Genomic DNA, 20,193 nt, shown 5'->3' with positions numbered 1-20,193 from the left:
CAATGTCATTAAGATAAGGCGCGGAAACCATAATCAAGCACAAGAGCAGGTTATCAAAAAGATAGCCCGCTCTTTTTTTTGTTTCAAAAGAAAATCAAGACTTAACAGGTAGATGGATATGTGTGGCGAAGCCCCTTGAAAAAACGAGGAGGTTACGCCAATGAATGAGTACGCGAATTCGCTAAAAGAAACGCTGACATCCCTCATACGAGAAATGGCAGCCGCACCAGCACCTTATGTCAAAAACCCTGAAAAAGATTTTACCCGAAAGAAAAAGCTATCCTTTGAAACGGTGATGCAACTCCTGATCTCCATGGGGGGCAACAGCATATATAAGGAACTCCTGGAATCCCAAGGTTATAACGTAAACACCGCAACCACTTCCGCTTTTGTCCAACAGAGGAATAAAATCCTGCCGTCTGCTGTGGAATTCTTGTTTCACGCATTTACGCAATCGTATACGGATATCAAGGACTACCGAGGGTATCGATTACTTGCCGTTGACGGTTCGGATTTACATATCGCAACTGACTCTGCGGACACGGACACCTATTTTCAAAGTCAACCGAACACGAAAGGCTATAGCCTTCTGCATTTGAACGCTGCCTATGACTTGTGCAACAGACTGTACGTGGATGCCATTGTTCAACCACGAAGGTTGTGCAACGAGGGAAGGGCGCTGGCTGCTATGGTTGACCGTTCTCCCATCAAGGGCAAAACCATTGTTATTGCCGATAGAGGTTATGAAAGTTACAACAATTTCGCGCACCTTGAACGCAAAGGGTGGAACTATGTCATACGGGTAAAGGATTTGGATTCCAATGGTATTCTTTCGGGCTTGCGTTTGCCCTCTAGCGGAGAGTTTGATAGGGACGTTCATCTGACACTCACCAAAAAACAAACCAAAGAGGTCAAGGCTAATCCCGAGATGTACAAGTTCGTTCCTTCCACGTCTACATTTGATTTTTTGGATTTGCATGAGAACTTGTTTTACCCGATTACCTTTCGGGTTGTTCGTTTCGTCCTGCCTCATGGCGCTTATGAGACCGTCATTACGAATCTTTCTGCCGCTGATTTCCCACCCGATGAAATCAAGTCTATGTATAACAGGCGATGGGGCATTGAAACCTCTTTCAGGGCATTAAAGTACACTGTCGGTCTGACGAATTTTCACGCAAAGAGACGAGAGTCCATCACCCAAGAGATTTTCGCAAGAATGATCATGTACAATTTCGCTGAAATGATGACCTCACACGTCGTCATTTCCCAAATGGATAAACGGCACTCATACCAAGTCAACTTCACGGTTGCCGTTCACGTTTCTAGACATTTCCTGCGCTCACGGCACGATGAACCCCCGCCCGATGTTGAAGCACTGATCCGCAAAAACATTTTGCCGATTCGCCCCGTTCGCCCAGGGCAGCAGAATACGCGCAAAATACGCTACAAATCAGTTGTTAGCTTCGTCTATAGAGTAGCATAATTCGTTTCATATGAACATTTTTTAAGCGGATCTTCCGTCCGCTTTGTTTGCTGTACGCTTTTTCCTTGCTTGCACCAAAAACAAACGGCACAGGGCTTTTTCCCATGCCGTTTCGGATTCCATTTTTATTTCCGCTCTTGTCTTTGAGCTTAACTTAATGACATTGTCCGGCCCGACGATCTCATCGTGCTGGCCGAAGGCGAGCTGAACGGATTCGCCGACAGCAGACCTGGCGGGCTGAATAGCGCCGCGGACAGGGAAGCCGGAGCGATAGGGGGACTGACCTCCGAGGAGCTGGAGGCAGGCTGGAATACGATTGCCGGCCGCGTCAAAATCAGCACCTTCCTGGGACGCAGCTATCAATATATCGTGGAGACGGCCCTTGGCGACTTCACCGTCAACCGGGAAATGGAACAGCCATTCGAACGCGGCACAGCGGTCAAACTGGTGCTCCCGAAAGAAAAGGTGGTTCTGGTTCGCGCCGAAGCGTAGAGTGCGCGGCAGAACATATGCGAACATCGCATTTGGACCTACTAGCTTAGGTCCGTCGGTTCGATCTCATTGCTGAGATTCGTGGCGAACTCAGCACCGGCATGGGATGGCGGAGCGCGCACTGAATGCTCTATCACGCTTACCGAAGCAAGGCCACATCCCAGCCGAATCAAACTTTTAATGCCGTCCGTCTGACTGGCGAGCGACGATAGAACGAGGACAACAAGGAGAGTGCAGCCATGAAGATCGATTTGTTGATAAAAGAAGTGCAAGTGTTCAACGTATATTTGAAGCGGTTCGTGCCAGGCAATGTCGCGGTGCGTGACGGGCGCTGTCTGTATGTCGGCCAGCACGGAGAAGAGACGTTCGAGGCGGCGCAGACGGTGGAAGGCCGCGGCCGCTATCTGATTCCGGGCCTGGTCGATATCCATCTGCATATCGAGAGCACGATGGTTACGCCGCATACGTTTTCGCACGGAATTATTCGCAACGGCGTGACGACTATCGTGTCCGAGCCGCATGAGATGGCCAATGTATTCGGTCTCGAGGGCGTGCAGGAAATGATCCGGGCCAGCGAAGGCTGCGCAGCCGACATTTTGTACGCCATTCCGAGCTCGGTTCCGTCCACCCCGCTGGAGACGGCGGGCGGCGAGATTGATATTGAGCACATCGATGCGCTGCTTCAGGAAGAGCGGGTCGTCTGCCTCGGGGAGATCATGAATTCGGTCGACGTGCTGCGCGACCCGGACTGCAAGACGAACCGTATCCTCAATCATATCCGCTCGAACTATCCGAAGCTGGTCATCGAGGGGCATACGCCGAAGAAACTGGTCGACTTGGAACTGGCCCGCTTCATGTTCGCGGGCGTCGATTCCGACCATACCGAACAGGCGCCGGCCAGCATGCGCGATCGGTTGGCGAACGGCATGTTCCTGGAGATTCAGGAGAAATCGATGACGCCGGAGATCATGAAGATTTTGATCGAGGAAGACGTGGCGGAGCTGTTTTGCTTCGTGACGGATGACGTCATGGCCGATTCCTTCGTTCAGGACGGGCACCTGAACCATATCGTGCGCAAGGCCATCGCGATGGGGATGGCTCCGGAGCGGGCGATTTACGCGGCTACCTACACGCCGGCCCGGCGCATGCAGCTGCATGACCGCGGCGCCATCGCTCCGAACAAGACGGCGGACTTCGTCTTGCTCAGCAACCTGGAGCAGTTCGCGATCGACGCCGTATACAAGAACGGGCGGCTGGCATATGAAGCCGGAGCGCCTTACAAGCAAGCGGAAGCCGCTCGCCGCTTCCCGGCCCATTTCTATCGCAGCGTCCAGCTTGCCGAGATGACCGCGGCCGACTTCGAGGTCCGGATCGAAGCCGAGGACGGAAACCATACGTGCCGCGTGATGGAAGTCGTGAACGGCACGACGAATACGAACGAGCTGTACAAGCCGGTCGAGATAGCTGACGGCCGTCTCCAATGGGAGGCCAGCCCGTACGGGCTCATCGCGACATTCGAGCGCTATGGCAAAAACGGCAACCGCGCATACGGCTTGATTACCGGCAATACCATTAAGCGCGGCGCCATCGCGACGACGTATTCGCATGACAACCACAACCTGCTCGTCGTCGGCCACTCCGCCGAGGATATGGCGCTTGCCGCCAACACGGTCATTGCCGATCAAGGCGGCTTCTGCGTCGTAGAGAGCGGCAAGGTCATCGCTCATGTGCCGCTTCCGGTCGGCGGCATTCTGTCGGAGCAGCCGCTCGACCAATTCGGCCCGGCAGTGAAGCGGCTGCGCGAGGCGATGGAGTCCCTCGGGTATGAGCACTATAACCCGATTATGTCTCTCAGCACGCACTCGCTTCCGGTCAGCCCTTCGCTCAAAATTACCGATCTCGGACTGATCGACGTCGAAGCGGGCGCCATCGTTCCGCTGCTGGTCGAAAAATAAGCCGGTAGTGCTCAATGCGGAAACTGGTTGCGATCTTGATACTGTAGTCGCTTCCCTTAGGAAGCATGCCTGACAAGGTTTGGGCCACCATCGTCTGGGGTACATCACAATAACAGCCCGTTCCCGTTTGTGCACAGACTGCCGGTAGCACCCGCCAGCTGACATTTGATGTCGGCCGGCGTTTCTTGTTCGGGTTGCTGCTTTAAGCTGGGGCGCTTTTTGGGTGACGCAGTTACGTCGTATGGAGCTTTGTGCAGCCGGTGCTGTATGTTCTTGGCATGCATTGTCTAAATATCGCCATTATCCTTGTGATGATTCAGCCCGCCTTTCTGGTCCCATTGCTAGCTGGTCCCCGCCTTATGACCAGAATCCCACTCGCTCAGGATTCCTTTCGTATTCGTATGGAAATCTCTCTCACATCCATCTCTGGCCAATTCTTAAAGTGTTTATCCCAGTTACTCAGGCTCCGAGTATGAGCATTCCCGAAAATTTCTACGTTCAGGAATCCCGCACAACCTTCCAAATGCATGACTCAACGCTCCATGTACTCCCTTCGACCTTATATTGGTTCTCCCAACGCCTCAGGTGCTTCCCACGACGCTGCGTCCCGCTATGATATTTAACTGTTCAGGTATTTCTCTACAAGACGATAAATTATTTGACGATTCAGGTATTCCCAGGTATCCCCTGCAATCTTGCAGTCTTACGATGAATATCCCAACCCTTCAGGATTTCAAGACTTCAAGACAGACACTTCAGTCGTTTAGTGGGCGAAGGCCCCAAACCTTCCTTTTTTGCTGGTGGCATTATCCTCAAAAGATAAGTGTAACTCCATTAAATCACTTGATTTGGAAACATATGTTTGGTATCTTCTTTTATAGGAACGTATGTTTGTGATTTGAAGGGGGCGCTGTGATGAAAGAGTTGTTGGGTGTTAACACTTTGGAGGAAGTGATGAGTCGTTTTCCGACGGAGGCATCTTGTGTTCCTGCTCTGTTCTCGTTCAAATGGCCCCATGGCTTCCGCTGCCCGAATTGCCGACATCCCAAGGCTTACGTTATCCGAACACGGCGGCTTCCTCTGTATGAATGCGGCTCTTGCCGCCATCAGACGTCCTTGACTGCAGGAACGATTTTCGAAGGGAGCAGAACCTCATTGCGGAAGTGGTTTGCCGCAATTTGGCTCGTCGCTAATCCGAAGGAAGGCATTAATGCGGTCAGATTGTGCTCGCTTATTGATGTCACTTACAAGACGGCATGGTCGATGCTGCATAAAATACGTACCGCGATCAGCTGTGCCGATGAAGAGAAGCGCCTTGAAGAGCATGTGCATGGCTTTATTGCCTTCAATGGCCCTAGACTATATCCCAGTATCGATCTTGCGCCACGGGAGCAACCGATTATCGTGGCGGCTTCACTGGCTCCGAATGGGGAGGGACAGCACTATAAAATGAAGCAGGTGAACCGGCGGCACATGTCCGGGAAACTGCTGCTTCCTTGCGGCCGCGACCGCTTTATTGAAGAACATGTTTCGGCGCCGGAGTGGAACGTTTCTATTATCCGCCAACGCTTTCGGGTCAAGCATAACAGCCCATTGTATGCCGTTTTTCGGCGAGCTCAGCGATGGTTATGCGATACGTTCCGTGGGATAAACGGCAAGTATCTGCAGTATTATCTGGATGAATTTTGCTACAGGGAAAATTGCAGGACCCGCGAAACGGCAGGGTGGGAACCCTTGGCCGCGATATGCTGTGCAGACAATGGGGCAAGACAGCGGTACTTATGGCGGACAACCTCCTCGCCGAACTGGGGCCGAGTCCTTGCGGCTGCCTGAATACATATGAGGGTTGATATCGGAGGTCTATAGTAGATTTTCAAGTGAGGATTGAGTAGGTGCAGGTAGTGCAGGTTATTTCATGCTTTTTCGTGCTCCCGATTTGCAATTTAATTTTTTCAAATATTAATCTGGAATGAGGATGACATTTTCCTTTAGAGTATATCGACTTGCTGTTCCTGAGCTGCGGGGATATTGGTTATAAGAGCTCAAAGGGGATGTTTTCCTGCTAAGTTAGTAGCTGAATAATAGCCATATAATAAATAGGTACTAGAAATATGTAATAGATAACACGGAATAGATGATACGACGTAAGTTGATACGACGAATAGATAATATGTAATGGATATACGTAATGGATATACGTAATAGATAGGTATATAGAAAGGTAATGGCCTTCCTTGTTACTTATCATACTTTAGGGGGAGTACTTTTTCTTCCGAGGTTCGGGGATGTATCCTGAGTTTTGGGGATACTGGCCATAAGAGTCGTAACCCCCCATAATCACAATGGTGTATGAGCAGTACGGGATATTGAGGGAGGTCGTGGCGGTGCAACTGCAAAATACGACATGTCCCGGGCGAGACGAGGGAAGCGGGACGCGGGGAGAGCCGGACGGTGCTCCGGCCCTGCCTGCGTGTTTTTATTTGTCCTGTACCGCGGTAGTGGAGCGGCCCTCCACGAGTTGGGGTTGGAACATGATTTTTTGCTTTGGCATATCCGGATTGTCGGATTGGCGCAGCAGCAGTTGAATCGTCTCCTTGGCCATCTCTGGAATGGGCTGCAGTATCGTCGTTAATCGAGGGACGACGATTCGGGACAGAATCGTATCGTCGAAGCCGATAATGGATAGATCGTCCGGAACGCGCAGTCCGAGCTGCTGGGCGGATTGCATGGAACCGACGGCAAGCAGGTCGTTGCAGGTGAACAATGCCGTGGGCCGGGTCTCTATCCCGAGCACGCGCGCGGCGCCCTTCAGGCCGTCCTCTAACGATGAATTTACCGTCACGATCCAATCCTCATTGACGGCAAGGCCGGCGTCGCTCATCGCCTGCTTCGCGCCGCGCACCCGGTACTCGCCGCTGGGGCTGTCCTCCGTGACGATGCCGATGCGGCGATGCCCTAAGGCAATCAGGTGTTGGATCGCGACGTAGCCTCCTTTGTAATCATCCACGGTAATCGTATGCATGGATAAGGAAGGAATATCTTTGGAGAAGAGCACAACAGGAAAGCCGTCGGGAATGCTCTCTTGCAGCAGCGGCCACCGCGAAAATTCGCAGGCGACGATAAGGCCGTCAATCTGTTTGCGCTGCAGCAGGGAAATATAGTTAAGGCCTTTATCGTCCTTATTGTCAGTGCTGCACATCACGATGCTGTAGCCTTCCGCCTGGGCCTGATCCTCCAAATTGCGGGCGACCTCGGCAAAGAACGGGTTGGCCAGATCCGAGATGAGCAGGCCGAAGGTTGACGTCTTCTTGCCCGTCAGCGCCGACGCGACGACGCTCGGCTGGTACTGCAGCTCTTTCATAACATGGATGACCCGCTCCCGTGTCTTCCCGCTGATGTTGCCGGTTTGATTGACCACCTTGGACACTGTTGCGATGGAGACGCCGGCAGCTTTTGCGACATCATAAATCGTTGCTTTCATAAACGAACCTCTCTAACTGGCTTACCGCGTAAACCTATCATGCATGATCCTAGCTATCTCAATTATAGACAACAAAAGGAGAATGGACTACATCTACCAACAACAAAAGGAGATCTCACTACATCTACAAACAAAAAAAGGAGAATGGATTCCATCCATTCTCCTCGATATTGCCGAATCGTTTTGATGTGGAACAACAAAACACTATTTGGCGAACAGCCATTCATGAGCCGGATCGTTATGGAATTTCCAGGTCCGCTTCGGGCCTGCCATGACGTTCAAATAATAGGAGTCGTAGCCCGGAGGCGCGGAGACGGGATGATACCCTTCCGGAACCAGTACGACATGCCGGTGAGGGACGGCCATGTTCTCATCGAGCGTGCGATCGTCGTTGTAGACCCGCTGCATGACGAAGCCCTGTGCGGGGCTTACCTCGTGGTAGTAAGTCTCCTCCAAGTACGACTCCCGCGGCAAATCGTCCCGGTCATGCTTGTGCGGCGGATAGCTCGACCAATGCCCTGCAGGCGTAAAGACCTCCACGACGAGCAGGCTGTCTGCCTCCTTTTGCTCCGGCAAAATGTTATGGATATGCCGCTCCATGCTGCCTGAACCGCGTGTCTCTACGCCGACATCTTCAGGCGCGATGACGCGGGCAGGGTAAGTTCCCTTGCCCGGCGCCGAGCAGACGGCCAATTCCAGCGCCGTCTCTGCCTGCACGGAGTAGCGGTCATCGTTCGGCACATAGACGGAGAAGGGAGGGATGCGCTCGAAGACGCTCATTCGATGGCCGAGCGTGCCGAACGATTGCTTGGCGGTCTCGATCTTCGCCTTGCCGCTCAATAGTACAAGACAGACCTCCCGGTCGCTCGTCTCTCGTTCCAGGACCTCGCCCGGACGCAAGGAATAGACTTCGAAGCCGACATACTCCCAGCCGGCGCTTTGCGGCGTGACCGATAAAATTTGTCCGTGTTCGTCTCGCGGTCCAGGTGCAACAATTAATTTCGACATGAAAGAATCTCTCCTCCCGAGCCAATAGTAAAAATTCCAAGGGCGGTCCTGCTGGGACAGCCCCCAGGCGGCTTCTTATTCCGAATATGCGGATCTCAGCCGGAAGTTCCCTGTCCGGACTTGCTTTACTGCCCGAATACAGATACGGACTGATGCTCCAGCTTGACGGGGCGTCCGCTGTCCAGCGACTCCTTCGCCGCGCGTGCGATTCGTTCCGCCTGCAGTCCGTCGTTCGCATCGCACGCGACAGGCCGATCATGAAGAACGGCCTGCACGAATTCTTCGATCTCCCGAATATAGGCTTGCGTATATCGTTCCAAAAAGAAATATAACGGTTTGTCCATATGCACACCGTCTGCCGTAGAGACGAGCGCGGTGGATGCCCGGTCATTATCCGTAGTGACGCTGCCCGCCGAACCGAACGCTTCCAGCCGCTGATCATAACCGTAAACGGCCTTGCGGCTGTTCTCAATAATCCCGAGAGCGCCGTTCGCGAAGCGGAGACTGACGATAGCGGTATCGATATCACCCAAGTCGCCGATGCGAGGATCAATCAGATTTGCTCCTTGGGCGTACACCTCGGTCACTTCGCTCTGCATGACGTAGCGTGCCATGTCGAAGTCGTGAATCGTCATGTCCATGAACAAGCCGCCCGATGTGGCAATATATTCGGGCGATGGCGGCTCCGGATCGCGGGACGTGATGCGCAGCAGGTGCGGAGTCCCGATCTTGCCTTCTTGCACGATATCACGCGCTTTTTGGAAGTTATGGTCAAAACGGCGATTGAACCCAACCTGCATCTTCACGCCCGCTGCTTTCACGGCGGCCACGGCCTGCTCCGTGGCGTTCACGGAGAAGCTGACCGGTTTTTCGCAGAAAATATGCTTGCCTGCTTGGGCGGCCTCTTCAATGATTGCGGCGTGCGTGCTCGTCGGCGAGCAGATGAACACGGCCTGAATGTCCGGATCATTCAGCAAATTGCGGTAATCGCTGGTCACAACCGGAATTCCAAGCCCGGAAGCCCAGGCGTCCAAACCGTCGATACATACGTCCGATATGGCGCGAACTTGCGCATCGCGCATTTGTTGAATATGGCCGGCGTGCAGCTTGCCGATGCGCCCGGCGCCGATGATTCCCACTTGCAGCATAAATATCCCTGCTTTCTTGGTAGCATAAAATCTAGGTAAAGCTAGGGAAAGCGCTTAACTCATAATCAACTATACGTGATAACTAAAGCGTTTTCAAGACAAAATCTTCGGGAGCATGAGAATGAGTACGTTATGTACGGCTGTAAAGCTCTTCATTTTCAATATGAAAAGACAACTGATTGTGAAAAAAAGAACTTTGAATTTTCATAGAAAAGCGTTTACATTCCCGAAATAAGAAGGATATAATACGCCGTAAGGTAAGCGCTTAACTCAAATGTTTGGATGCAGTTCGGTCCGGAAGGATTCCTTTTATGGCGACCTGCATGCGAAAGGAACGCATAACGGATGGATTGGAATTGTATACGCACCTAAAGATGATGACTACGCGTTGGTAAGGACGGTGTTCGGAATGGAAACGATTCGCTTGACGACGGCCCAAGCGCTCGTCAAGTTTCTCGGTCGGCAGTATGTCGAGTTTGACGGAGTGGAGCAGCGCTTTGTCAAAGGGATTTTTACAATATTCGGCCATGGCAATGTGCTTGGCTTAGGTCAGGCGCTGGAGGAAGACAGCGGCGGATTGGAAGTGTATCAGGGGCGGAATGAGCAAGGGATGGCCCATGCCGCGGTGGCGTTCGCGAAGCAAATGCGGCGAAAGCAGATCTGCGCCTGCACGTCGTCGGTCGGGCCCGGCGCCGCCAATATGGTAACGGCCGCAGCCACGGCCACGGCCAACCAGATTCCGGTACTGCTGCTGCCGGGGGATACGTTCGCCTCGCGCCAGCCCGATCCGGTGCTGCAGCAGATCGAGCAGCCGCATGACCTGACGGTATCGACGAATGACGCGTTCCGTCCGGTAAGCAAATATTGGGACCGCATCATGCGGCCGGAGCAGTTGATGACCGCGCTTCTTCATGCGATGCGCGTGTTGACGAATCCGGCCGATACGGGAGCGGTCACGATCGCGCTGCCGCAGGATGTGCAGGGAGAAGCGTATGATTACCCTGCATCGTTCTTCGCCAAGCGCGTGCACCGGATAGAGCGCCGTCCGGCGGCGGAATCGGCGCTCGAGGATGCGGTGCGGCTCATGATGAGCAAGCGCAAGCCGCTGATCATCTGCGGGGGCGGCGTGCGTTATTCCGAGGCCGGAGAGGAGCTGCAAGCCTTTGCGGAAGCTTTTCAGATTCCGCTGGCGGAGACGCAGGCGGGCAAGAGCGCGGTGCCGGGCTCGCATCCGCTCAATCTCGGCGGCGTGGGGGTAACGGGCAACGGAGCGGCGAACGCGATGGCCAAGGAAGCCGATCTCATTATCGGCGTCGGCACGCGCTTCACCGACTTCACGACCGGGTCGAAAGAGCTGTTCAGCGGGGCCGGCACGGACATCCTGACGGTGAACGTGTCCGAGTTCCACGCGCTCAAGCTGGAGGCGACGCCGGTCGTGGCCGATGCGAAGGCCGCTCTGACTGCGCTGCGGCAGCGGCTGGAGGCAGCCGGGTACCGCTCGGGCTATACGACCGAGATTGAAGCGGCGCGCGCCGCCTGGAGCGAGGAGTGGAAGCGGCTGGCCGGCATCCAGTACGCGCCCGGCTCGTTCACGCCTGAAGTCGCGGGACATTTGGACGAGGCGCTGCCGGAATATGCGGAGGCGCTTGGCAGTTGCCTCACGCAGACCCGGGTGCTGGCGGCATTGAACCGGCTGCTCGGAGACGATGCGGTCGTCGTGGGCGCTTCGGGGAGCTTGCCCGGGGACCTGCAGCGGATGTGGGTGGCCGAAGCGCCGCATTCGTACCACATGGAATACGGATATTCCTGCATGGGCTACGAAATTTCGGGAGCGCTCGGCGTGAAGATGGCGGAGCCGGAGCGCGAAGTGTACGCGTTCGCGGGGGACGGGAGCTACCTAATGCTTCACTCCGAGCTTGTCACGAGCATTCAGGAAGGGCAGAAGATTAATGTTCTGCTGTTCGACAACAATGGCTTCGGCTGCATTAACAACTTGCAAATGGGCCACGGCATGGGCAGCTTCGGGACGGAATTCCGCGCCCGCAATGCAGCCACCGGCAAGCTGGATGGACCGCTTGTCGGCATTGATTTCGCTCAGAGCGCCGCAGGCTACGGCGTGGTCACGTATACGGCGCGCACGCTGGAGGAGCTGGAGCAGGCCGTCACGGACGCGAAGCGGCAGACGGTCTCCACGCTCATCGATATCAAAGTGCTGCCGAAGACGATGACGAACGGTTACGGCGCTTGGTGGAACGTCGGCGTCGCGGAAGTGTCCGGGAAGCCGGATATTGCGCGCGCGAGCGAGGAGCGGCGGCGGTTTTTGCAGCAGGCAAGACCTTATTGACAGGAAGGCTACAACGCAGATCGCGCCTTGGCGGAGCAGCGGGAAGACGGCAGTATGCCGCATAGCTAGGCGGTGACCGGATCATTCGGCACGAGCGGCTAGGCGAGAGGCGACTGTGTGCATGCTAAGAGGCGCATGCCGTCGCCGCCGCGGCACACGACCCGCCCGGCATGCTGCCGAGGCGCGATGACATCAGGGAGGAATAGACATGTTTGCAGCAGGCAGCGTAAAAATAGGGATTGCGCCCATCGGCTGGACGAATGACGATATGCCGGAATTGGGCGGAGAAAATACGTTCGAGCAATGTGTAAGCGAGATGGCGCTCGCCGGTTATGCGGGCACGGAGGTCGGCAACAAGTACCCTCGGGATATCGGCACGCTGCAAAAAGCGCTCCGGCTGCGCAAGCTGGAGGTGGCCAGCGCCTGGTTCAGCGCTTTTCTTACCGTAAAGCCATTGGAAGAGACGACGGCGGCATTCGTTCAACACCGCGATTTTCTGCATGCGATGGGGGCCAAGGTCATTGTCGTATCCGAGCAGGGGCACAGCGTTCAAGGCAAGATGGATACCCCGCTGTTCGAGCGCAAGCCGGTGTTCGGCGAGCAGGATTGGAAGCGCTTAACCTCCGGTCTGCATGCGCTTGGCGAGCTGGCCAGGGAGAAGGATATGGACATTGTGTACCATCATCATATGGGTACGGGCGTACAGACAACGGAGGAGATCGCCCGTCTCATGGAGGGAACGAATCCGGAACTGGTGTCTTTGCTCTATGATACCGGACATCTTGTGTTCTCGGGCGAAGATCCGCTGAGCATCTTGAACCGCTATATGAATCGCATTAAGCATGTTCATTTGAAGGACGTCCGAGCCGACGTGGCGCGCCGCGTGCGCGAGGAGGGGCTCAGCTTCCTGCAGGCGGTGAAGGAAGGCGTATTTACGGTTCCCGGAGACGGCTGCATCGACTTCGCGCCGCTATTCCGGGCCTTGTCCGCAGCCGGATACCGCGGCTGGATGCTCGTGGAAGCGGAGCAGGATCCAGCCAAAGCGAATCCGTTCGAGTACGCGTTGTTAGCGCGAGACTATATTTTGCGTCAAGCTGGCGTATAAATGCGAGTTCAATCAGACGAAGGGGAGAGATGGTTCTATGGGAGACAACAGAGTCGTATCGGTAGGACTCGTCGGCTTGGGGCGGCTCGGACGGCAGCATGCCGAGAATTTGGCGCATCGCATTCCGAACTGCAGACTGGCGGCGGTATGCAGCATCAAGGCGGAGGAGGTGGAGGAAGCGCAGGCGCAGCTTGGCGTTCCTTACGGCTATACCGATTATGAGGACATGCTGCGGAACAAGGAGCTGGACGCGATTTTCATCGCTTCGCCTTCCTCCTATCATTGCGATCAGATTGAAAAGGCGTTGGCTGCCGGCTTTCACGTTTTCAGCGAAAAACCGCTCGGGCTTTATATGGAAGAAGCGCTGCGCGTCCAAGAGGCGGTGCGAAGCCATCCGCAGCAGGTATTCATGCTCGGCTTTATGCGGAGGTATGATCGTTCCTACGTCTATGCCAAGCGGAAAATCGAAGCGGGAGCGATCGGCGAGCCCGTGCTCATTCGCTGTTATGGGCTCGATCCGGCTCAGGCGATGCCCGGTTTTTTGCAGTTCGCCAAGAGCAACTACAGCGGAGGCTTGTTCCTCGACATGGCCATACACGACCTGGATTTGGCGCGGTGGTATTTGGGCGTCGAAGCGGAACGGGTATGGGCCATCGGCGGCTCTCACCGTTATACGGAGCTGGCCCAACTGCAAGACGCGGAGACGGGGGCGGCCCTGGTTCAATTTGCCGGCAATAAAATGGGAGTATTCGTAGCCGGGCGCAATTGCGCGCATGGCTATCATATCGAGACGGAAATCATCGGAACGCTCGGAACGCTGCGCATCGGCACGGTGCCTGAGAAAAACCAGGTGGCGATCATGGATGATCGCGGCGTGGTGCGCGAATGCGCGCAGGGCTTCCTGGAGCGGTTCGAACAGGCTTACTTGGACGAGGCGATTGAATTTGTGCAGGCCGTTCTCGAGGGGAGACAACCGGGAGTCAAGGTCGAAGACGGGGTGCTCTCGACCGCGCTTGGATATGCATGCAAGGAATCGTATGAGACCGGCCGATTAGTTGAGGTGGCTGCGCCCGCAGCCTTAAGCGGATCGCACGATACGAGGTAGCTTCACAGATCTCTCTACGCGTGGAGAAGGAGGGCACTCATGACCTACATTACTGTCATCACCTTTTTATTGTACACCGGTATTGTCGCCTGGTACTCCTGGTACAAAACGCGCAGCATCAACCTCAACAGCTCGGATGGATATTTTCTGGGCGGACGCAGCTTGACTGGCGTTGTAATCGCTTTCTCGCTTCTGCTGACCAATTTGTCGACCGAGCAAATGGTTGGCCTGAACGGACAAAGCTATGCGACATCCATGGTCGTCATGGCCTGGGAAGTCACGTCGCCGATTGCGTTGATTTTTATGGCGTTTGTGTTTTTGCCCCGTTATTTGAAGACGGGGATTACGACCATCCCGGATTTTCTGGAGCAGCGCTATGATCTGCGGACGCGCCAGCTTATTTCCGTTCTCTTTTTGCTTGGCTACGCGGTGGCCTACCTGCCAACGGTTCTGTATTCCGGAGCGCTCGTGCTGGATACGATATTCAACATTTCCGACCTGTTCGGCTTAAGTGACTTCAGTATCATTTTGATCGTGTCGCTTGCCATTGGAATAACGGGGATCGCTTATGTCGTGCTCGGGGGGCTGCGCGCCTGCGCGCTCTCCGATACGCTGAACGGCGTCGGACTCATTGTCGGCGGACTGCTGATTACGTTTCTCGGCCTGTTCGCGCTTGGAGGAGGCAGTCTGGTCGAAGGCGTGAGCACTTTGCTGCATAAAGAGCCGGAAAAATTGAACTCGATAGGAGACAGTTCCTCGCCCGTACCATGGGTGACCATTTTTGCAGGGCTGCTGTTCAACAATCTGTTCTATTGGTGTACGAATCAAGCCATCGTCCAGCGCACGCTCGGCGCTAAAAACTTGAAGGAAGGGCAGAAGGGCGTGCTGTACGCCGGGATGTTCAAAATCTTCGGCGCCTTCTACCTCGTGCTGCCGGGCATTATCGCGTATCATTTGTTCAATAATTCGCTAAGCAATGCCGATATGGCTTATCCTTCACTGGTCATCGAAGTGCTGCCGACGCTGCTGTCCGGGTTTTTCGCTGCCGTTCTGTTCGGGGCGATCTTAAGCTCCTTTAACGGGGCGTTGAACAGCTCGCTGACCTTGTTTACGCTCGATATTTATAAGCCGATATTCAAGCCGGATGCGACCGAGCAACAATTGGTGAAGGCAGGCAGAAGGTTTGCCATCGCGCTTGGCCTCGTTGCCGTTATCGTAGCGCCATTCATTTTGTATGCGCCTTCAGGGTTGTATTACTACTTGCAGGAGATGTTCGGATTTTACAATATCCCGATCATCGCCGCGGTCGTCGTCGGATTTTTCAGCAAAAAAGTGCCCGCCAGCGCGCCGAAGATTGCGTTAGCGGTACACATTGCGCTGTACACCTTGTCCAAGTTTTTTATGGGCACGATTAACTTCTTGTACATTCTAAGCGTATTATTCCCGGTATGTGTTCTGGTCATGCTCCTTATCGGAAAATGGAAGCCGCGCGAGCATGATTTCGAGCTGTTCGAATCGGGCAAAGTCGATCTGACGCCATGGAAATATGCCAAAGCATTTACGATTGTCATGCTGGTGTTCATGGTGGCCGTCTATGTTTTATTCTCCCCATGGGGCATCGCGGCATAATCATCGGCAAGTTCTGTTCTTAAGTTTAAACCAATTCCACAGCATCAATACAGTGGCTGCCGAACGCTTCGGCAGCTTTTTTCTTGGCGCTCGGCAGTATTCTTCCTTTGGAGAGTGAAGTATGGTATAGTGTACCTCAGAGGTAAGCGATTACATTTGCGGTTTTGTGTTATCGGTATCACAAATGAGTTGGGTTGTCCCTGGGAAAGTATCATATGAATGAAGAGGTGGATGCGATGAAAGCAGGTCTCAGCACGTACAGTCTTCTGCAAGCGATCAGAGCAGGCGAGATGACGGTATTGGATGTTATCGACTGGATTGCCGACAACGGCGGGGAGCATATGGAGATTGTTCCTTACGGCTTCACGTTGGTTGATAACCTGGAACTGGCGGATGCCGTCCGCGACAAGGCGAAGGAGCGAGGCATTGATCTCTCGAACTACTCGATGCCGGCCAACTTCGTTCAGGAGACGGATGAAGCATTTGAGGCCGAAGTCGAGCGCGTCAAGCAGCATGTCGATCTGCTGCATCGGATGGGGATCAAGCATATGCGCCATGATGTCACGGCCTTCACTTTGCCGAAGGAGCAGATGACGATCGAATGGTTCGAGGCGAATCTGCATTTGATGGTGGAAGGAAGCCGCCGGATCGCGGATTATGCGGCACAGTTCGGCATTACGACGACCTTGGAAAACCACGGCTTCTCTGCTCAAGCGAGCGACCGCGTGCAGCGTGTATTGTTATCGGTAAACCGTCTGAATTTCAAAACGACGCTCGATGTGGGTAACTTCCTGTGCGTCGATGAGAATCCGCTTGTCGGCGTGGAGAAGAACTTGCCGTATGCTTCGCTCGTCCATGTGAAGGATTTCTATGTGCGTCCGTTCTATGAGGATCCGGGCGAGGGGGACTGGTTCCGGACGGCCAACGATAACTATTTGCGCGGAGCGATTTTGGGCCAGGGCGATTTGCCGATGCGGGAAATTATCAAGCTTATCAAGCAATCGGGCTATGATGGATATATTACGCTGGAGTTCGAGGGCATGGAGGATTGCCGGGTCGGTTCTGCGATCGGGTTGAAAAATTTGAAGCGTTTCTGGGATGAAGCCTAAGCGGTAGCAACGGGCATACATTCATAAGCATGCAAGGAAGGGCCGTTCTCGCCTATAGCGGGAGACGGTCTTTTCTTCATTATAGAGGGAAGGGGGTTTCTCTTCTTTCAGCCGTTATCCCATTGGCTCAGACGGGCCGATCCTTCTGCCGGTCGATCGCTTGGTTGGTGGCTTGAGTCGGTTCGGTGATGGGGATGGGGTCCTGAGCGAGCGTGAGAGTGAGCGTAAGGTTCGGCAACGAAGCAAGGGCCGTGTATCTGCTTTTTATGTTATGTTGAAAATGCAACCCTGCAGCCGCTTGATCGCATCTATGTATATAGAGAGCCACTGGGGGGAGAAGATGAAACCCGAACAGGAATGGGGAAACAGGTTGCGCGGCGGTGACCGCGAGGCGCTTCGTCCGCTTATGGATGCGTACGGTGACGATGTCATCCGGACGGCTGCCTTGTTGCTTGGCGATCGTTATGGGGCCGAGGATATTAGCCAGGAAGTGTTCTGGACCGTGTTCCGCCGAATTCATCAAAAGTCGGAGAAAGGCAGCTTGCGGGCATGGATCATGAAAATTACGGTAAACCAGTGCCGGGCCCAGATGCGGAAGGCGTCTTGGAAGCGGCTGTTCTTCCGGGATCAGCCATGGCGGAACGAGATCTCCTCCATTGGAACCACGGAAACGGTGGCGCTGCGGGTCACATTGCGGGACTGCATCCAGAAGCTCTCTTATGCAGAGCGGGAGATCATTGTCCTTCATTATTTTCAGGATTGGGCCATTGCCGATATAAGCGCCGTGCTCGGACAACCCGAAGGCACGGTGAAGAGCAGACTGTCGCGGGCGCGCAGCAAGCTTGAGCGAATTTTAAAAGAAAGCGGGTGGGATCATGAGTGATCGTTGGCACGAGGCGCTGCAGGAAGAGATGAAGGAGGTGGCATTTGCCGAGAAAATGAAGCAAGAGGTGATTGCCCATGCGAAGCCTTCCTTATGGGAACGCGAGATCTGGATTCCGCTGCGCTTGGCGATTCCGGGCTTGTTCTTGTCGCTGCTCCTCCCATTCTACCCGCTGCTTCTGTCCGGGGTGACAGGCGACCCGGATGGGGTGGCCAAGGATGAGGCCGCCGTATCGGAAGACAGCTTCGTCTACATGGGCGGTATCTATATCCGGGCTTCGCTGCTCGAGAAGGAGGAGAGAGAGTGATCCGGTTAAAAGTGCGGCATCTCGCCATCCTATTGGCCGTGCTGGCCGCTTTGTCGGGATTGTCCTGGATTGTGCCGAAGATAGCGGCACAGCCCCAGGATTTTTGGTTGTCGCTGCTTGGACGAGAGGACGAGACGGCCAATGAAAGGTACTTTGCGCTTATGGGCAGCCATCTTCCGGCATCCGAGAACATGCTGTATATCGGCAAGAATAGTTCCTTTTTTTCGACACAAGGTTCAACAGACAAGGAGTTGTCTATGGAGGAGATGAAGCAGCAGTCCGAGCAATTCCTTCATGACTACCCCGATCATCCGAATGCCTCTCTCGCTTGGAGCCGGCTGGCCAATATCTATATGCTTGAGAAACGATGGGAGGAAGCGGAGCGGCTCTACAGGGAATTGATGCAAAACGATACGTTGCATAAATTGCAATACCGCGATCAAGTGAAGCTGCTGGAATCAAGAGTGTCCAAGCCAGGAGAGAAGCCGATGCTGAGCGGCACCGTTATGCGAGGGCAACAGCCGTTGGAAGGGGCTGTCGTCGTGCTGCGACAGGCGGGCGCGAACTCTTGGCACTCTCCACCCCGCCCGGATATTTATCCAATGGCAATGACGGATGAGAAGGGGGAATTCCGTTTTTATCAGGTGCCGGAACAGACTTATGATATCGAAATCGGAGCTCCGCTGCGGGAACTGGATTCCTATACGTACGCAGAGACTTCGCCGGACAGCATCGTGTTGAAGAAAGGGCAATCGGTGGAAGGGATTGTTATTCAGTTGAATCCGAATCTCACTGTTCTTGAGCCGCAAGGTCCTGTCACCGTGGAGGGCGATGCGATTACGATGCGATGGGAAGCCTATCCGGGCGCAGCCTATTATGTGGTGCAATGGATGGAGCCGCATCAGTCTCGCGCCGGCCAATCCCGGGGTGCTGCCACTCATGTGTTTCCGGGAAAGCATGCAGGGACGGAAGCTACGTACCGTCTATCGGAGCTGAGAGAGAATGGTGCCGCCGGCGGCGGAATGAATTGGTCGCCCGATGAGGGCGTCTGGATTTATCCTTCCTATTTGCTCGGTATCGGATACCCTGGCGCTCAGTATGTGTGGAGCGTCGATGCTTACGATGATCAGGACAGGAAAATTAGCAGCTCACGGCCTTACACGATCGTCGACCAAAGGGAACTGCCGCTCATTCGCATTCCGGATGGGCCACTGTCCGACGGAGATAAATTCGTTCTGCAGGCGGATTATGAGTCAGCCAAGCGCGCTTACTTGGAGGAAGCCGATAATCGTTATGCATTGCGGGTCCTGGCCCGCATGGAAATGATCGGGACGACAAAGGATGCCTCGGGAGATGAGAAGAAGGCACTTTATTATTTGAAGCAAATTGATCAGCCGGAGCTTACTGAACTGAAAATGATGGAGCTGTGCTATTCTCGCTTGAACATGGAGGATGAAGCGGAACGGATACGGCGGGAAGTGGAGCGTCTGGAGGGAGGCCAGGCATCCAGACGCGGTGATTAGGGAACATGCCGCCGGACCATTGTCGGTTCGGCGGCGTGTATACCGGCGCATATTTGATTTCCATTAAGTTAAATATCGTCGATAAGTTGAAAGGAACATTGAGCAGAGAAAGTTTAATTTAGGGGTTGCTTTTCTATTAAGAGCGTGATATATTAGTATTCCTGTCTTCGACAGAGCGGCATCAGCCGCCTGAAGCGAAAAAAGAATTTCGAAAAAATGCTTGACGCTGAATTGAAGATATGATATATTATAAAAGTCGCCGCTGAACGGCGGTGAAGAAAAGAAAGCAACTTACTGATGAAGTTGGTTGCCGGATTGTTCTTTGAAAACTGAACAACGAGTGATGTTTGTGCAAGAGGTCAAATGACCTCGTCAGCAATACATGAGCAAGTCAAACTTAACTTTTATGGAGAGTTTGATCCTGGCTCAGGACGAACGCTGGCGGCGTGCCTAATACATGCAAGTCGAGCGGAGCGGATGGAGTGCTTGCACTCCTGATGCTTAGCGGCGGACGGGTGAGTAATACGTAGGTAACCTGCCCTTAAGACCGGGATAACTCACGGAAACGTGGGCTAATACCGGATAGGCGATTTCCTCGCATGAGGGAGTCGGGAAAGGCGG

Annotated in this window: 15 protein-coding genes and 1 rRNA gene; 13 read left to right on the top strand and 3 right to left on the bottom strand. The window is 54.2% G+C overall.

Annotated features, from left to right (window positions below):
• The first annotated feature begins 160 nt into the window (after nt 1-160).
• From ABD76_RS21195 to ABD76_RS21180, 4 genes are all read left to right on the top strand, one after another.
• Entirely contained in the window at nt 161-1,483 is a 1,323-nt protein-coding gene (locus ABD76_RS21195; RefSeq protein WP_197257525.1) for an IS4 family transposase, read from the top strand.
• A 186-nt stretch (nt 1,484-1,669) separates the two neighbouring features.
• Nucleotides 1,670-1,975: a TOBE domain-containing protein gene (locus ABD76_RS21190; RefSeq protein WP_420901964.1), complete on the top strand. Its 306-nt coding sequence runs from the start codon at nt 1,670-1,672 to the stop codon at nt 1,973-1,975.
• 239 nt (nt 1,976-2,214) lie between these two features.
• Nucleotides 2,215-3,930, top strand: coding sequence for an adenine deaminase (locus tag ABD76_RS21185; protein WP_197259098.1), 1,716 nt, complete (start codon nt 2,215-2,217; stop codon nt 3,928-3,930).
• Between the two features lie 915 nt (nt 3,931-4,845).
• Complete coding sequence (locus ABD76_RS21180) at nt 4,846-5,763, top strand: transposase (RefSeq protein WP_197259097.1); 918 nt, start codon at nt 4,846-4,848, stop codon at nt 5,761-5,763.
• Nucleotides 5,764-6,406: 643 nt separating this feature from the next.
• Here the strand turns inward: ABD76_RS21180 and ABD76_RS21175 are convergent.
• The 3 genes from ABD76_RS21175 to iolG form a co-directional block, all read right to left on the bottom strand.
• Nucleotides 6,407-7,411 carry a LacI family DNA-binding transcriptional regulator gene (locus ABD76_RS21175; protein WP_197259096.1) on the bottom strand — a complete coding sequence of 335 codons (1,005 nt, stop codon included), beginning with the start codon at nt 7,409-7,411 and terminating at the stop codon, nt 6,407-6,409.
• Nucleotides 7,412-7,615: 204 nt separating this feature from the next.
• Entirely contained in the window at nt 7,616-8,419 is an 804-nt protein-coding gene (gene iolB, locus ABD76_RS21170) for a 5-deoxy-glucuronate isomerase (RefSeq protein ID WP_197259095.1), read from the bottom strand.
• A gap of 125 nt (nt 8,420-8,544) precedes the next feature.
• Nucleotides 8,545-9,573, bottom strand: coding sequence for an inositol 2-dehydrogenase (iolG, locus tag ABD76_RS21165; protein ID WP_197259100.1), 1,029 nt, complete (start codon nt 9,571-9,573; stop codon nt 8,545-8,547).
• Between the two features lie 403 nt (nt 9,574-9,976).
• On the opposite strand from iolG, the gene iolD reads away from it, so the two are divergent.
• The 9 genes from iolD to ABD76_RS21120 form a co-directional block, all read left to right on the top strand.
• On the top strand, nt 9,977-11,911 hold the full coding sequence (gene iolD, locus ABD76_RS21160; protein ID WP_197259094.1) for a 3D-(3,5/4)-trihydroxycyclohexane-1,2-dione acylhydrolase (decyclizing): 1,935 nt from the start codon (nt 9,977-9,979) through the stop codon (nt 11,909-11,911).
• A 208-nt stretch (nt 11,912-12,119) separates the two neighbouring features.
• Nucleotides 12,120-13,016, top strand: a complete 897-nt coding sequence (gene iolE, locus ABD76_RS21155; RefSeq protein ID WP_197259093.1) for a myo-inosose-2 dehydratase — start codon at nt 12,120-12,122, stop codon at nt 13,014-13,016.
• A gap of 37 nt (nt 13,017-13,053) precedes the next feature.
• Complete coding sequence (locus ABD76_RS21150; protein WP_197259092.1) at nt 13,054-14,121, top strand: Gfo/Idh/MocA family oxidoreductase; 1,068 nt, start codon at nt 13,054-13,056, stop codon at nt 14,119-14,121.
• 39 nt (nt 14,122-14,160) lie between these two features.
• Nucleotides 14,161-15,750: a solute:sodium symporter family transporter gene (locus ABD76_RS21145; protein WP_197259091.1), complete on the top strand. Its 1,590-nt coding sequence runs from the start codon at nt 14,161-14,163 to the stop codon at nt 15,748-15,750.
• 236 nt (nt 15,751-15,986) lie between these two features.
• Complete coding sequence (locus ABD76_RS21140; RefSeq protein ID WP_197259099.1) at nt 15,987-16,859, top strand: sugar phosphate isomerase/epimerase family protein; 873 nt, start codon at nt 15,987-15,989, stop codon at nt 16,857-16,859.
• A gap of 340 nt (nt 16,860-17,199) precedes the next feature.
• Nucleotides 17,200-17,742, top strand: a complete 543-nt coding sequence (locus ABD76_RS21135) for an RNA polymerase sigma factor (RefSeq protein WP_197259090.1) — start codon at nt 17,200-17,202, stop codon at nt 17,740-17,742.
• A complete protein-coding gene (locus tag ABD76_RS21130) occupies nt 17,735-18,049 on the top strand; it encodes a hypothetical protein (protein ID WP_197259089.1) in 315 nt (104 codons plus the stop codon). The genes ABD76_RS21135 and ABD76_RS21130 overlap by 8 nt, the downstream gene beginning before the upstream one ends.
• Complete coding sequence (locus ABD76_RS21125; protein ID WP_197259088.1) at nt 18,046-19,572, top strand: hypothetical protein; 1,527 nt, start codon at nt 18,046-18,048, stop codon at nt 19,570-19,572. Before ABD76_RS21130 ends, ABD76_RS21125 begins: the two co-directional genes overlap by 4 nt.
• A gap of 403 nt (nt 19,573-19,975) precedes the next feature.
• Nucleotides 19,976-20,193 (top strand): 16S ribosomal RNA (locus tag ABD76_RS21120); the annotation flags it as partial.

This window comes from Paenibacillus dendritiformis, from assembly GCF_015845845.1.
GTDB lineage: Bacteria > Bacillota > Bacilli > Paenibacillales > Paenibacillaceae > Paenibacillus_B > Paenibacillus_B dendritiformis_C.
The sequence above is the reverse complement of the archived record's forward strand: the minus strand, read 5'-3'. Positions and strand labels throughout refer to the sequence as shown.